Source organism: Gammaproteobacteria bacterium (assembly GCA_029882975.1).
Taxonomy (GTDB): Bacteria; Pseudomonadota; Gammaproteobacteria; order SZUA-152; family SZUA-152; genus JAJDNG01.
Map to the genome: position 1 here is coordinate 19,929 of JAOUJW010000006.1, position 15,537 is coordinate 35,465.

Below are 15,537 nucleotides of genomic sequence, written 5' to 3' on the forward strand. Positions count from 1 at the left end.
TTTCAGCCTCCTGTAACCGGTGTTTGTGTTGCCACCGTATTACCCGTCTGTGAGTTTTTTTGTTTTGGTTGTTCCGGGGTTGTTTGCTCCGGTGTTGTTTGTTTCGGTGTTGTTTGTTTCGGTGTTGCTTGTTCCGGTATTGCTTGTTCCGGTATTGCTTGTTTCGGAGTTGCGTGTTCTGAGCTTGCATGCTCCGGGGGCGCTTGTTCCAGGGCTTGTTTGGTCGGTTCTGACTTTTGTTGTTCTAATTTAATGGACGCGGCTGCTTTTTGAGTAAGCAACTTGTAACCGATGTGTCGGGCATCCAGAAAGTCGAAGGTTTGTTCGGCTTTTTCAAAGAAACCCTTGTTGTCATTAGTGTTTTGTACGGCCAAATAGTAAATGGTTTCACCATCATCTTTTAGCGGAGCCAGGGCTTCGCGCGTTTTGCGTATGGGTTCGTTCGGATTAATCGGCGCGACGACGAAATCATTGCGAAAAGGGTTTTTTTGTATACCGTATACGCCATAACGGATATTGGATTTAAAGCGATTGATGGTTTGGCGAATGGTTAGTATATCGTGTGCTCTGGTGTTGGGGGCAAAAATAACGCCATTGAATTTTACCAAGCGGGCCAGATCTTCATAGGTCGTACTGGGGTCGGTCGCCGGTTGTTGTGCGGGTAATTTCAGGAATACATACCGAATGGCAAGTTTGGAGCGAAAACTGTTGATGACCCGGCTTAGTATGTCTGTGGCGATGGGGGTTTGACGGTTGTAAAAGAACGCCTGTTTGCCCGGCTTGTCGAATGGGGAAATCACCAGGGTGTTGGCACCCAGTTTCTGATGTCTGTCCAGTGCATCTGACAGTAGTTGTTCTTTTTCCTTGAGGCTTTTACCGGTAAATGTGTCGAGACTGATTTCTATCATTTGCGTGCGCAAGTTCTTCAACGACGCATAGGTTAGTTCATTGGCGAAATCAGTAATACTTTGCTTGGCCAGTAGCATAATACGGTTTAACTTGGGTAGTTGGTTGAGGCCGGTGGGTCCGTCATCCAAAGAGAGTTGATAGACAAAACCCAATTTTTTGGCTTCATCGATGATGACCTCATCGTAAAGACCATAGGGCCAAACGATGGTATCGGTGACGATGCCCAGTTCTTGGCGCAGACGCGTTGCGGAGGTTTGTAAATCCTTGGAAATGCGTTGACGGAACTGTGTTTCGGTTTCGTAGGTTTGTGTTTCCGCCAGATACATGCGCGTGACACCGGCGGCCTCATAAATGTCTTGTGGATTGGCCCGGACACCCCGGTGCAGATTGTTGCTATGAGAAACGATTTCCACCAGGGGTTCATTGTTGAGTTTTTTTAAGGTGGCCCAATTCATGAGTTTGGTGTGGTATTCCCTGGGTATGTCCTGGTCGTCAAGCCATCCGGTAACAATGCTGGCTACCGACGGAAAACCGTAAATTTTCAGTAATGGGACCACGAACTCCCCGTAACTTTTCAAGCCATCGTCAAAAGTCAGAATGATAGTTTTTTCGGGCATTTGTTCCGGGTATTTTTCGTAGACCTTAAGTTCGGACAGGCTGATGACGTGGTAGTTATTGTTGTACAAATGGTCCATTTGTGCGACGAATTCAGAACGGGTCACGGAAAACATGTCGCCGTTAAACTCGGTGACCACATCGTGATAGGTGAGCACCGTAAGCTGTTTGCCGTGGGCAGTCGGGAGCACGACCAACCACAGCAGGATCCAGCCGACACAGAGGGTTTGTTTAGAAACGATACGCATAACTCATGTCAAAACCAGGTTGCTGTTCTCGGTTTCCGTCATAGACTTTGCTGGAATAGCTTAATCTGTAGGACAAGGAGTGCTGATCATTAAAATCATATTCCTGTCCCAGGCTTAAACCGTAAGTCATGTCGGCACTATAGTTTTGTTGTATGTAATTACTCATGGACAGTTCAATGTGGTCCACATGGCGCTGGAACGATGAGTCGTAGACAAAATCTGCCCGGTAGGCCAATCCGGCGCTGACTTCGTCTTCGGGATTGTAGTACACCACATCTTCACGCAAGGAATTGGAGCCGCGATACAGTTCCAGACGCAAGCGTTGTTCCCGTTCGTGTTTCAGTTCAAAGGCATAGGCAACCGCACCATAGACGGTTTTGCGCTGATTGGTGTCGGAAAAATCATAGTGGGAATAACTCATGTTCCCTGTCCATTGATAATCGGCGCTGTGGTAGGAAAACGCCGCGACGGTACGATCCGATTCTACGCCTAACGCCTTGGCGCGCAAGGGCAGGTCTTCAGCGTGTGAGGCGTATTCCAGGCTCATTTCCCAAAGATAATGCGGTTTGTAAATGAGTATGGCGGTGTTGCCTTCTTCCCCGGAGCGTTCTGTGTCCTGGGAATATTCATAGTCTAAAGTCCATTGATAGTTGTGGCGATAGGTCAGGCCGATTCCCACGCGGTTCAGGTCGCCTGTTTCAAACTGCGGGTCATCAGCACGCACCACTGAATAGCGGGTGTAGGCACGCAACTCGTCGTAAAAAAACCGCTGTTCATAACGTAGGTTGGAATACCATTCGCGATTTCCCTGGTCGGATTCATTAATTCCACCGCTGAAAGACAGTACGGGAGCCAGACGATGTTGTTTTTCGGTCTGCAAACGTTGTAGCAAGGCTTTGAGTTCTTCATCGTCAGGCCACTGGGTTAACCCGGTTTTTAACAAGTTGATCGCTTGTTCCGGCCGATCCATATCGTTCATACATTCAGCAACGGGAGCCAGTAAATAGGACTCTTTCTTGGGGTGATTGACGATAGTGTCATAGTTTTCCAGTGCTTGCTCACATTCACCGGCCCAACGGGAAATGATGACGAAATCACGCCGCACTTCATAGTTATAGGGTTTTTTGTCCAACAGCATTTGAAGAATTTGCAGACCCTCCTGGTGTTTGCCCTGTCGAGCCAATTCTACGCCACGGTTGTGATCCGGATCGTCGTTTAGGGGAGCGTCTGCGGCCGGTGTAATCTCTTTAGGGGAAGCGTCAGCCGTTGCCGGTGTGCCGGTCTCTTCAGGAGAAACGTCAGCCGTTGCCGGTGAGCCGGTCTCTTCAGGAGAAGCGTCAGCCGTCGCCGGTGTGCCGGTCTCTTCAGGAGAAGCGTCAGCCGTCGCAGGTGTGCCGGTCTCTTCAGGTGAGGTGTCAGCCGTCTTAGCCGGTGTACCGGTTTCTTCAGATGGGGTGTCGGCTTTTGCAGTGGCGTTGCTGCCAGATGAAGGACTTGCTGCTACAACGGACGCTGGGGGTTCTGCGGGGCTTGCGTCTAATGACACAGTGCCTGCTTCTTTTGAAGGCACGCCGGCTTCTTGCGCCAACAAAGGCGTAGCCAGGAAATAAACCAATACACCAGCAATGGTTACAGTACGCACGCATGGACCCCCTATGGTCAATGGACTTCTAGTTATCTAATGGATTTTTCACGAGTTATTAGGGTGGTTAAACCCTTTTGTTATGTGTTGGCCTCGCATTGCAGAGTCCAACTCTTTGCCCGCCAGCCCAGCCGCCGACTCTTGATATCGCGGGATTCAACCATTATCCACTATCCGGCCTTGGATGCCATATTTTACGGTGAATTCTCTTAAGAGTACAGACGCTATGGTCAAAATATAATCAATCAGGAACGCTAAGTAGTTGTTTTAAAATGCTTATGAATTTATCCATCCACCAGTCTAAAAATGTTGATCTTTTTATGGCGAAAATGTGTGCCACGTCTGTTAATTTATCAAAGTTTTGGTCGAAACAGTAAGCAGCTGCGATTATCTTCGGATAGTCCGTAACTTAGGAAAAACGGAACCAGTAGAGGTGGAAATGAAACTCGATTTGTTGTTTGTATTAAGTGTTGTGGTGATGGTTGGAGTGGTTTTAACTTTGAACTTGGATACCAAATCACATCCAAAAGAGGTTGCGGCGTATCAGCACTTGCAATCTCACATGCAAGCACAAGCAAGCGATGTGAGACCGGTTGCATTACGGCTCGGCGCCGTGCGATAGCACGGGGCCACAGTCCTAAGGTCACTTCGGTTGCATATTTTGTTCAATCATAGCGTAGGCGCTGTGGTTGTGAATGGATTCGAAATTTTCAGATTCCACTATATAGCCTTCGATGCGTTTGTCTTCGTTCAGGCTGACCGCAATATCCCGTACCATATCTTCAACGAATTTAGGGTTGTTATAAGCTCTTTCGGTGACATGTTTTTCGTCCGGGCGTTTCAACAGGCCAAACAACTCACATGAAGCTTTTTGCTCCACGATATCGATCAATTCCTCGATCCATACAAATTGATTAGTACGCACCGTAATGGTGACGTGCGAACGTTGATTATGGGCACCATAGTCTGAGATTTTCTTGGAGCAGGGGCATAGACTGGTGACCGGTACCACCACCTTTAGTATGGTGTTGTTGTTTTTGTTGGTAATTTCCCCCAGGAAGGTCACGTCGTAGTCCATCAGGCTTTGCACTTTGGACACAGGCGCAGTTTTGTTGACGAAATAAGGGAAATTCATTTCGATATGCCCGGTTTGCGCCTCCAGTCGTTCGGTCATTTCCGACAGCATTTCCTTAAAGGATTTTACTGATATTTCCCGCTCGTGCTGGTTCAAAATCTCCACAAAGCGAGACATGTGGGTGCCTTTGAAGTTATGCGGCAAATTCACATACATATTGAAATTGGCAATGGTGTGTTGCTCGCCACCACTGCGGTCGCGTATACGCACCGGATGACGAATATCTTTGATACCCACTTTGTTAATGGGAATTTGGCGTTTGTCCGCGCTGTTTTGCACGTCCGCGATGGTACTGCTGGACATTTTTTTTCCTTGTTTCGATTTAGGGCTCATAACGGACACAGGCACGTTCTGTCTCCCACAAAGTAATGGCCTTTACTTTAATCACATCGGTGTTTAATCGCTCCGACACTTCCTTGAAAATGTACTCGGCGATTCTCTCCGCAGTGGGATTGATGTGAGTAAAAGCAGGCAGTTCATTCAGGTATTGGTGATCCAGTTCGTCAGTCACCTGCCAGGTAGTTTGTTTTATTTTTTTAAAATCAATTCCCATACCGATGTCGTCCAGTCCTGCGGCTTTTACCTCCACTTCCACCTTCCAGTTATGGCCGTGCATACGACTGCATGCGCCAGGGTAGTCGCGTAAGGTATGGGCGGACGCAAAATCCGTCACGATTTTAAGTGTATATGGGAACGACATTGTAGACTAAAATGCTAAGGTATTACCGGCTGGTTGACAAGTCTCTTTTTGACCCAGGAATGAAACAATGGCAGCCATTATACCAGAATAATCCAGGCCGCACTCACTTAAGCACTCATCTCGGGTGCCATGTTCCACAAAAATATCCGGAATCCCCAGGTGTAATGTGGGAATAGCGAAGCCATTTTGCGCCAGACACTCGGCTATACCACTGCCGGCACCCCCGGAGATGGCGTTTTCTTCTACAGTCACCAAATGGTCATGAGACTGGGCCATTTCCAAGATTAATTCGTTGTCTAAGGGTTTGATAAAACGCATATTCACCACCGTGGCATCCAGTTGTTCCGCCACTGCCAAAGCCGGTTCCACCATGCTGCCAAAGGCCAAGATGGCTGTTTTTACCCCTTTTCGGAGCAATTTGGCTTTGCCTATCGGTAGGGTACTAAGGGTGCGGGGTACGGGTGCTCCCGGTCCGGTGCCGCGAGGGTAGCGGACAGCGGCGGGGCCGCTGTGTTTGTATCCGGTTTGCAGCATTTGGCGGCATTCGTTTTCGTCAGCCGGTGCCATAATGAGCATATTGGGAATGCAGCGCAGGAAACTCAAATCAAAACTCCCTGCATGCGTGGGGCCATCCGGTCCCACCAGGCCGGCGCGATCAATCGCGAATAAAACCGGCAGGTTTTGTAGGGCGACATCGTGGACTAGTTGGTCATAGGCTCTTTGCAAGAAAGTGGAGTAAATAGCGACCACCGGTTTTAAGCCGTCGCAGGCCATGCCGGCTGCAATGGTAACGCTGTGTTGTTCCGCAATGCCGACGTCGAAATAACGGTCTGGGTATTGTTCTGAGAAAGTCACCAGGCCCGAGCCTTCACGCATGGCCGGAGTGATGCCTACCAAATCGGGTTCGGAAGCCGCAGCATCGCAAATCCAATCACCAAAAATTTCGGTGTAGGTTTTTTGACTGCTTCCCGAGGCGGACATGCGTCCGGTTTGGGGGTCAAAGGAAGACACTCCGTGATAGGTGCAGGGATTATCCTCGGCAGGGGCAAACCCCTTTCCTTTCTTGGTTACCACGTGCAGAAACTGAGGGCCTTTGAGGGATTTGAGGTTTTGCAGCGTTACCACTAAGGTTTCCAGGTCGTGTCCATCAACAGGGCCAATGTAGTTAAAGCCCAATTCTTCAAACAGGGTGCCGGGAATGACCATGCCCTTAACATGTTCCTCTGCGCGCCGGGCCAAAGCCCATACGCTGGGCATGTTGCCCAGTACTTTTTTACTGCCTTCTTTTACCGTGGAGTAAAACCGTCCCGATAATATCTTAGCCAGGTAGTTGGACAGCCCGCCTACATTAGGGGAGATGGACATATCGTTGTCGTTCAATATTACCAATACATTGGCATCCAACACTCCGGCATGGTTTAGGGCTTCAAAAGCCATACCTGCTGTCATAGCGCCATCGCCAATGATTGCGACTACTTTACGGTCCACTTGCGCGTGTTTGGCCGCCAAGGCCATGCCTAGAGCCGCGCTTATAGAGGTGCTGGAATGGCCCACCCCAAAGGTGTCGTATTCGCTTTCCTCTCGAGTGGGGAAGCCCACCAGGCCGCCTTTTTGACGCATGCTGTGCATGCGATCACGGCGCCCGGTCAGTATTTTGTGCGGATAACTCTGATGCCCCACGTCCCACACCAGGCGGTCATCGGGGGTGTTGAACACATAATGTAATGCTATGGTCAGCTCTACTGTACCCAAACCGGCTGCCAGATGTCCGCCGGTTTTACCGACCGAATCAATCAGAAAGCGACGTAATTCGTCAGCCAGTTGGGGTAATTGTTCAGGTTTACACTGGCGCAGGTCAGCGGGCGAATCGATGCCATGCAATAGCGGAAACAAAATTTGATCTTGGGACATGGTTGCTAATTGTGCCTAATTAACTGCATATGGTCTATGTTTATGCCCATTTATGGGCCTAGTGGCGCCGGTCCACGATATATCCGGCGATCCCTCGCAAGGGATCGGCGCCAGTTCCGAATTTTTCCAGATTTTTCAGCGCCTCATCAATGAGCGATTGCGCCATGGTTTTTGCTTGCTCTAAGCCCATTATAGCTGGATAGGTGGGTTTGTTTTTGGCTTGGTCGGCCCCCTGGGTTTTACCTAAGGTGGCGGTGTCCGATTCCACATCCAAAATATCATCCTGAATTTGGAACGCCAGGCCGATGTATTGGGCGTAGCGATCCAAGGATTGTAATTGTTCGTTGTTGCATTTGTCACCGGTTAAAGCTCCCAGTACCACACTGGCACGGATCAGGGCTCCGGTTTTTTTGGAATGCATGGTTTTTAGTTGATCCAAACTGAGGTTTTTTCCCACCCCGTCCAGGTCTATAGCTTGGCCACCGGCCATGCCCAATGAGCCACTGGCTTGCGCCAGCGTGTGAATCATTTGCAGGCGTTTGCTCGGATTGTCGGGCATAAACGGGTCATTGGCCAGGCAGTCAAAAGCCAGTGTTTGCAGGGAGTCGCCGACTAATAGGGCAGTGGCTTCATCATAGGCGATGTGGCAGGTGGGTTTGCCCCGACGCAAATCATCATCGTCCATGGCCGGTAAGTCATCGTGCACCAGGGAGTAAGCATGGATCAGTTCCAGCGCACAGGCGGGGGCGTCCAATTGTTCCGGCCTGGAATTGAATATACTACCGGAGGCATAGACCAATATGGCGCGAATGCGTTTGCCGCCACCCAGGGTGACATAACGCATGGCTTGGTGCAGCTTTTGTGGTGCCACGTCACTGCCGGGAAGGAGCCGCTCCAAGGCCTGTTCCACCCTTTGTTGGTGCTGTTGTAAAAACTCTTGCAGTGACACGATTGAGACCTCTTTTCTTTATACTTATATTACTTTTATCTGCTTATGCTTATGCTTATGCTTCCGGTTCCTGGAAGTCTTCCCCTTCAATGGGTTGCTTGGCGGTGAGAATTTTCACTTTTTGCTCAGCTTCCTGCAGTGCGTTTTGACAAGATCTGGTTAGTTCCACGCCTCGTTGAAAATATTCCAGGGATTGTTCCAGGGAAATATCCCCTTGCTCCATGGCTGAAACCAATGTCTCTAATTCTTCAATGGCTTCTTCAAAACCGGGTTTTTGGGTTTTTTTCTTTGCTGCCATGTCGGTGTCCTCTACAATCTTAGGTATAACATATTGGCAATCGTAAAACCTTCCACACATTCGCAATTTTTGACCTAAGATTATTATCGGGCTGCGACGTGTCAGGGAGCCGGGTAAGTTAACGCAGACACAGCGTCGTGGTCAAATAATATCAAAATTGTGCAGTGTCTACGGTCCGGACCGGATCGGGGTTGCGCCAACAGGCGGTTCCAATTAGACTAAGTCTAATTTGTTGGGTTTCGTAAATGGTCATTGCGGGGATAGAATCAAGTAATGGTGCAATCAATTTTATGTGTAAAGAGTAGTCGTTGAATCAAGGAGATAATTATGGAATTGAAGGGCAGTAAAACAGAACAGAATTTAAAAGATGCATTTGCAGGTGAGTCTCAGGCAAATCGTCGCTACCTTTACTTTGCCGCCAAAGCGGATGTGGAAGGCTACAATGATGTTGCCAGTGTGTTCCGTTCCACTGCTGAAGGGGAAACAGGGCATGCTCACGGACATTTGGAATATTTGGAAAGTGTTGGCGATCCAGCCACCGGATTACCCATTGGTAAAACCGAAGACAACCTTAAAGCCGCGGTAGCCGGTGAAACCCACGAGTACACAGATATGTATCCGGGGATGGCAAAGATGGCGCGGGAAGAAGGTTTTGATGAAATCGCTGACTGGTTTGAAACTCTAGCCAAAGCCGAGCGTTCTCACGCCAATCGGTTTCAAAAAGAGCTGGATAATATTAAAGACTAATCGTTCATCAACGGTGAACGTAGGGGGCCGGGGTAGCCGACAAGGCATATCTTGCCGGGTTTTTCCCGGTCCTGTGTTTTTGATCCGTGGTAATGGAGTTTTGTAATGCGCGAAGGAAGCCTGGAAGCCCCAATCCGACATCCTATCCCCTGGCATACATCGGAATATTACGACGAAGGCGCACTGTTCAAGGAGCTGGAGCGGGTGTACGACATCTGTCACGGCTGTCGTCGTTGTTTCAATCTTTGTCATGCCTTCCCCACCTTATTTGATTTGGTGGATGAATCCGAGTCCATGGAAGTCGACGGCGTGGACAAGCAAGATTTTTGGAAAGTGGTGGATCATTGTTACCTGTGTGACATGTGTTATATGAGCAAATGCCCTTATGTTCCACCGCACGAATGGAATCTTGATTTTCCCCATTTAATGCTGCGTGCCAAGGCCGTACGCTATAAAGCCAAAGGTGTATCCTTCCGTGACCGCATGCTGGCGGCTACTGACCGTATGGGGCGCTTGCTGTCCAATCCGGTGTTGGCGCCTTTAGTTAACTTGGCGAACAAAATCCCGTTTATGCGTTCTTTGACTCAGGCGTTGCTGGGGGTCCATGTGGGTGCTGTTTTGCCCCCTTATGCCTCCAAACGTTTTTCCACAATGGCCAAAACCCTTCGAACGCGAGTCGAGCAGCAAGCTGCGGAGGTGCAGCGCAAAGTCGTTTTGTTTACCACCTGCTATGCCAATTACAACAAGCCGGAATTGGCGCAGGATTTGGTGCGGGTATTTAAACACAACGATGTTGCTGTTACTGTAGAGTATGAGCAATGTTGTGGTATGCCCAGTCTGGAGTTGGGTGACTTGGCGGCTGTACAAAAGGCTAAAGACGCCAATTTAAAGAAGTTGCTGCTATGGGTGGAGCAAGGTTGGGATATTGTGGCTCCCGTTCCCTCATGTGTTTTGATGTTCAAGCAGGAACTGCCGCTGATGTTTCCCGAAGATGCTGATTTGGCCATAGTGAGTCGGGCGGTATACGATCCCTTTGAATATTTAATGCGCTTACATGGCGACAATCAGTTGAAAACCGATTTCAAGAAAAAATTGGGTAAAATTGCTTACCATAGCGCCTGTCATTTGCGGGTGCAGAACATGGGCTGGAAGACCAAACAAGTGTTGGAGTTAGTGCAAGGCACTCACGTTGAATTGATAGAGCGTTGCTCCGGCCATGACGGTACGTATGCTGTTAAAGTGGAGTTTCATAAAACATCCAAAAAGCTGTGTAAACCGGTGGTGAATAAAGTCAAAGGCTTGAAACCGGATTTCTATAGCAGTGATTGTCCCATGGCGGGAGATCACATCAGTAACGGGTTGGACAATGGGAGCAAAGCAGCTCACCCCTTGACATTATTGCGTCGAGCGTATGGAATGAAATCAAGCGACCCTATTTAACGATCGATAGAACGGCAGTACATTATGGAAAAATTGACCCGAGCTTCCTTGCTGTCACTGGAAGAATACGCGCAACAGCGCAGTGTTTTTCGACAAAAGGTGATAGACCACAAAAAAAATCGTCAAGTCCCGCTAGGCCCCCATTTGACACTGTATTTTGAAGACCAATTGACTATGCAGTACCAAGTTCAGGAAATGTTGCGAGTGGAACGCATTTTCGAGGCTGAGGGTATTGCTGAGGAGTTGGATGTGTACAACCCTTTGATCCCTGATGGAAGCAATTGGAAAGCGACGATGATGTTGGAATACGCGGATGTTTCCCAGCGTCAGGCGGCTTTGGCACAGTTGGTGGGTGTTGAGGAAAAAGTTTGGGTTCAAGTCCATGGCTACGACAAAGTGTATGCGCTGGCCGATGAGGACCTGGAGCGTAGTGATGCCAATAAAACCTCGGCGGTACACTTTATGCGCTTTGAATTGACAGCGTCCATGTGTGCGGCTGCGAAGCAAGGCGCTGGTCTGACCATGGGGGTGGAGCATCCCGATTACACGCATACACTGAATGCGGTGCCTGAAAATATAGCAAAATCCCTGGTTTCCGACCTGGATTGATCCCTGAATTCCGCTCGCAACCTTTTTCAAGTCAATGTAAACTCCACACTGCGGTTGCGGGTGACCGGGGGATTCTTGCGGTAGTCCAATGTTTACGGCACCGTGTGCGCCGGACGCGCGGCGGAAAACTCACAACAATACGGAACCTTTTCGGGATCGGGAATTATCGGGAAATAGTTGGAACCATAAAGTATGAGTAAATACGATGCATCTTCCATAGAGGTACTCAGTGGTCTGGAACCCGTGCGCAAGCGCCCGGGGATGTACACCCAGACAGATCGCCCCAACCATCTGGCGCAAGAGGTCATTGATAACAGTGTCGATGAGGCCATAGCGGGGTTCGCTAAAAAAATAGAAGTGATTTTGCACAAGGACGGTTCCCTCTCAGTCAGTGATGATGGCCGTGGTATGCCGGTGGATATTCACCCGGAAGAGGGGATCAGCGGTGTGGAGCTGATTTTTACCCGACTGCATGCCGGGGGTAAGTTTTCCAACAAAAACTACCAGTTCTCCGGTGGTTTACACGGTGTGGGTGTTTCGGTTGTCAACGCCTTATCCAAGCAGCTGGATGTTTGGGTCAGGCGTAATGGCAAGGAATACAATATGGCTTTTGCCAACGGCGATAAAAAGTCTGAGTTGGAAGTGGTCGGTAGTGTAGGTAAGCGTACCACCGGCACGACCGTGCGTTTCTGGCCCAACACCAAATATTTTGACAGTCCCAAGTTTTCCATTCCCCGATTAAAACATATATTACGTGCCAAAGCGGTGTTGTGCTCCGGTTTAACCATGACGTTTACCGATGAGAAAACTCAAGAAGAACAACAGTGGTACTATGAAGATGGCTTGTCCAGTTATCTTCTGGACGAACTAAAAGGATTTGAGGTTTTACCGGACGAGCCTTTCATAGGTTCCATGGCAGGCAACACCGAAGCGGTGGACTGGGCCGTGCTGTGGTTGCCGGAAGGCGGCGAAGCAGTAACCGAAGGTTATGTGAACCTCATTCCCACCGCACAGGGAGGGACGCACGTTAATGGATTGCGTTCCGGATTGACGGATGCCGTGCGGGAGTTTTGCGAGATAAGAAACTTATTACCACGAGGTATAAAAATCACCCCGGATGATGTTTGGGAGAAAGTCAGTTTTGTGTTATCCGTAAAACTGGAAGATCCACAGTTTTCAGGGCAAACCAAAGAACGCCTGTCCTCACGTGAATGTGCACCGTTTGTATCCGGCGTGACTAAGGATGCTTTTTCATTGTGGTTAAACCAGCATGTGGAATTAGGCGAACGAATCGCCGAACTTGCTATTAGCAGCGCCCAAAGTCGTCAACGTGCCGGAAAAAAAGTAGCACGGAAAAAAATCACGCAAGGGCCGGCACTGCCAGGTAAGTTGGCTGACTGTACAACCCAAGATCCGGAGCGCGGTGAATTGTTCCTGGTGGAAGGGGATTCCGCAGGAGGTTCCGCCAAGCAGGCGCGGGACAAAGAATTTCAGGCCATTATGCCTCTTCGCGGTAAGATTTTAAATACCTGGGAAGTGGATCCGGCGCAGGTGCTGGGATCCCAAGAGGTGCACGATATTGCGGTGGCTATCGGGGTTGATCCCGGCTCTAACGATTTGAGCGGCTTGCGTTACAGTAAGGTGTGTGTCCTGGCGGATGCGGATTCGGATGGTGCTCATATCGCCACTTTGCTTTGTGCCTTGTTTTTAAGACACTTCCGTGATTTGGTGGATAACGGCCATGTTTATATAGCCATGCCACCTTTGTATCGTATAGATGTGGGTAAAGAGGTGTTTTACGCTTTGGACGAGGCGGAAAAACAAGGGGTGTTGGATCGTATTGCCGCTGAAAACAAACGTGGCAAAGTCAATGTACAGCGTTTCAAAGGTTTGGGTGAGATGAATCCTCTGCAATTGAGGGAAACCACTTTAGCACCGGACACACGGCGTTTGGTGCAGTTGGTGGTCAGCAAAGGCGATAACACTAACCAAATAGTGGATATGCTTCTGGCAAAAAAACGAGCAGCCGATCGGAAAAAATGGCTGGAACAAAAAGGCGACAGGGCTGAGGTATAAATGAGCGAAACTATTAACTATGAAGGTATAGAACAGCTTCCCTTAAAAGAATTTACAGAAAATGCGTATTTGAACTACTCCATGTACGTTATTCTGGATCGGGCCCTGCCTTACATCGGCGATGGTCTCAAACCGGTGCAGCGACGTATTATATACGCAATGTCGGAGTTGGGCTTGTCCTCATCGGCCAAATACAAAAAATCTGCCCGCACTGTCGGGGACGTCTTGGGTAAGTTTCATCCTCATGGGGATTCCGCCTGTTACGAAGCCATGGTGCTCATGGCTCAGTCTTTTTCCTATCGCTATCCGCTGATTGACGGTCAGGGTAATTTTGGTGCTCCGGATGACCCCAAGTCCTTTGCGGCGATGCGTTATACCGAATCGCGGTTGTCCAAATTTGCGCAGGTGTTGTTGTCTGAGATCGGGCTTGGAACTGTGGACTGGGTGCCAAACTTTGACGGCACTTTGCGTGAACCGTCTATTTTACCGGCACGGTTACCCCACGTACTGCTCAATGGTACCACCGGCATTGCTGTGGGTATGGCCACCGATATTCCTCCGCATAATGTAAAGGAAGTGACATCGGCCTGTATTCGGTTGTTGGAGCAACCCAAAGCCACAGTGGCAGAGTTATGTGAACACATTAAAGGCCCGGATTACCCTACGGGTGCGGAAATTATTACTCCGCCGGAGGACCTGTTAGCCATGTACGAGACCGGCAACGGCAGTGTACGGATGCGGGCAAAATGGGAAAGGGAAGGGAGTGATATTGTCATTACGGATTTACCACATCAGGTTTCCGGGTCACGTCTGCTGGAGCAATTAGCAGCACAAATGCAAGCGAAGAAGCTGCCTATGATCGAAGACTTGCGTGACGAGTCGGATCATGAAAATCCAACACGATTGGTTATTGTGCCTCGCTCTAATCGAGTTGATGCACAACAACTCATGTCGCACTTATTTGCCACTACCGATTTAGAGAAAAACTATCGCGTTAATATTAATGTGATTGGCCTGAATGGCAGACCGCAAGTGAAAGACTTGCGAACTCTGTTAAAGGAGTGGTTGGAGTATCGAACCGATACGGTTAGGCGTCGCTTGCAGTTTCGGTTGGATAAAGTTATTGCCAGGCTGCACATATTGGAAGGTTTGTTAATAGCGTTTCTTAATATTGATGAAGTTATTCATATTATTCGCACCGAAGATAACCCCAAACCGGTGCTGATGAAACGCTTTAAGATCAGTGATGAACAGGCCGAAGCTATTCTGGAACTAAAATTACGTCACCTGGCGAAGCTGGAGGAGATGAAAATTCGTGGTGAACAGGATGAGCTGAGTGAGGAACGTGATTATCTTGAAAAAACACTGGGTTCCGCACAACGATTGAAGACGTTAATTCGCAATGAGCTTATGGCCGATGCCGAGGCGTATGGGGATGATCGCCGCTCGCCCATCGTGGCCCGGGAAGCCGCTCAGGCGATAGATCAGACCAGTTTGATCAGCGCAGAATCCATTACCGTTGTAATGTCTAAAAACGGATGGGTGCGAGCGGCCAAGGGACATGAAGTGGACGCCACATCGTTAAACTACAAGTCCGGTGATCAGTTTATGGCCGCGGCGCGGGGACGTAGCAACCAGTCGGTCATTTTTATGGACAGCACCGGGCGAACCTATGCCATTGCGGCCCATACCCTGCCATCAGCGCGAGGCCAGGGTGAGCCTTTAACCGGTCGGGTGAACCCTCCTGCGGGTGCGTCCTTTGTAGCGGCCATGATGGCCACTCCCGACAACAAATACTTGCTGGCCAGTGATGCCGGTTTTGGGTTTATCTGTAACATAGAAGATCTGGGTACCAAGAACAAAGCCGGCAAAGCCTCTCTCAATGTACCGAAGGGTTCACGCGCATTGGCTGCGCAATTGATTACCTCTTTGGAAACCGACCGGGTAGCGGCGGTAACGAATTTGGGTAAAATGCTGATTATTCCTGTCTCCGAATTGCCTGCGTTAGCCAAAGGTAAGGGGATTAAAATCATTAATATACCCTCGGCAAAGAGCAGCAGTCGGGAAGAGTACGTGGTTGCTGCCGTAGTGTTACCGCAGGGGGCTACCTTAACGATTCACGCCGGCAAGCGCCACACTACCATCAAGGAAGAAGACCTGGCCCATTATGTGGGCGAGCGGGCTCAACGTGGTCATAAACTGCCTCGGGGTTTACAGAAAGTGGATTTCGTTACGGTCAATTTACCGCAGGAATAAAT

13 protein-coding genes are annotated in these 15,537 nt (G+C 49.3%); 6 read left to right on the forward strand and 7 right to left on the reverse strand.

Annotated features, from left to right (window positions below; all coding sequences use genetic code 11):
* Positions 1 to 2: 2 nt before the first annotated feature.
* Positions 3 to 1,772 carry a polysaccharide deacetylase family protein gene (locus OEY58_06090; protein ID MDH5325012.1) on the reverse strand — a complete coding sequence of 590 codons (1,770 nt, stop codon included), beginning with the start codon at positions 1,770 to 1,772 and terminating at the stop codon, positions 3 to 5.
* On the reverse strand, positions 1,756 to 3,414 hold the full coding sequence (locus OEY58_06095) for a hypothetical protein (GenBank protein MDH5325013.1): 1,659 nt from the start codon (positions 3,412 to 3,414) through the stop codon (positions 1,756 to 1,758). The genes OEY58_06090 and OEY58_06095 overlap by 17 nt, the downstream gene beginning before the upstream one ends.
* Before the next feature lie 439 nt (positions 3,415 to 3,853).
* On the opposite strand from OEY58_06095, the gene OEY58_06100 reads away from it, so the two are divergent.
* Complete coding sequence (locus OEY58_06100; protein ID MDH5325014.1) at positions 3,854 to 4,036, forward strand: hypothetical protein; 183 nt, start codon at positions 3,854 to 3,856, stop codon at positions 4,034 to 4,036.
* Between the two features lie 21 nt (positions 4,037 to 4,057).
* Here OEY58_06100 and folE2 read toward each other — a convergent pair whose 3' ends face one another.
* Genes folE2 through OEY58_06125 form a run of 5 tightly spaced genes read right to left on the reverse strand, consistent with a single transcriptional unit; the run spans position 4,058 to position 8,407 of the window.
* Positions 4,058 to 4,852: a GTP cyclohydrolase FolE2 gene (gene folE2 / locus OEY58_06105; protein MDH5325015.1), complete on the reverse strand. Its 795-nt coding sequence runs from the start codon at positions 4,850 to 4,852 to the stop codon at positions 4,058 to 4,060.
* A 19-nt stretch (positions 4,853 to 4,871) separates the two neighbouring features.
* Positions 4,872 to 5,249: a 6-carboxytetrahydropterin synthase QueD gene (gene queD / locus OEY58_06110; GenBank protein ID MDH5325016.1), complete on the reverse strand. Its 378-nt coding sequence runs from the start codon at positions 5,247 to 5,249 to the stop codon at positions 4,872 to 4,874.
* A 6-nt stretch (positions 5,250 to 5,255) separates the two neighbouring features.
* Complete coding sequence (dxs, locus tag OEY58_06115) at positions 5,256 to 7,160, reverse strand: 1-deoxy-D-xylulose-5-phosphate synthase (GenBank protein ID MDH5325017.1); 1,905 nt, start codon at positions 7,158 to 7,160, stop codon at positions 5,256 to 5,258.
* Positions 7,161 to 7,218: 58 nt separating this feature from the next.
* The gene (gene ispA / locus OEY58_06120) at positions 7,219 to 8,109 is read right to left on the reverse strand and encodes a (2E,6E)-farnesyl diphosphate synthase (protein ID MDH5325018.1); all 891 of its coding nucleotides are present in this window, start codon (positions 8,107 to 8,109) and stop codon (positions 7,219 to 7,221) included.
* A gap of 55 nt (positions 8,110 to 8,164) precedes the next feature.
* Positions 8,165 to 8,407, reverse strand: coding sequence for an exodeoxyribonuclease VII small subunit (locus OEY58_06125; protein ID MDH5325019.1), 243 nt, complete (start codon positions 8,405 to 8,407; stop codon positions 8,165 to 8,167).
* 327 nt (positions 8,408 to 8,734) lie between these two features.
* Between OEY58_06125 and OEY58_06130 the strand changes: the two genes are divergently transcribed.
* From OEY58_06130 to parC, 5 genes are all read left to right on the forward strand, one after another.
* The gene (locus OEY58_06130; GenBank protein ID MDH5325020.1) at positions 8,735 to 9,154 is read left to right on the forward strand and encodes a rubrerythrin family protein; all 420 of its coding nucleotides are present in this window, start codon (positions 8,735 to 8,737) and stop codon (positions 9,152 to 9,154) included.
* A 105-nt stretch (positions 9,155 to 9,259) separates the two neighbouring features.
* Positions 9,260 to 10,594, forward strand: a complete 1,335-nt coding sequence (locus tag OEY58_06135) for a heterodisulfide reductase-related iron-sulfur binding cluster (GenBank protein ID MDH5325021.1) — start codon at positions 9,260 to 9,262, stop codon at positions 10,592 to 10,594.
* A gap of 24 nt (positions 10,595 to 10,618) precedes the next feature.
* Complete coding sequence (locus tag OEY58_06140; protein MDH5325022.1) at positions 10,619 to 11,203, forward strand: DUF3501 family protein; 585 nt, start codon at positions 10,619 to 10,621, stop codon at positions 11,201 to 11,203.
* 192 nt (positions 11,204 to 11,395) lie between these two features.
* Positions 11,396 to 13,279: a DNA topoisomerase IV subunit B gene (parE, locus tag OEY58_06145; protein ID MDH5325023.1), complete on the forward strand. Its 1,884-nt coding sequence runs from the start codon at positions 11,396 to 11,398 to the stop codon at positions 13,277 to 13,279.
* Positions 13,280 to 15,535, forward strand: a complete 2,256-nt coding sequence (parC, locus tag OEY58_06150; protein ID MDH5325024.1) for a DNA topoisomerase IV subunit A — start codon at positions 13,280 to 13,282, stop codon at positions 15,533 to 15,535.
* Positions 15,536 to 15,537 lie beyond the last annotated feature (2 nt).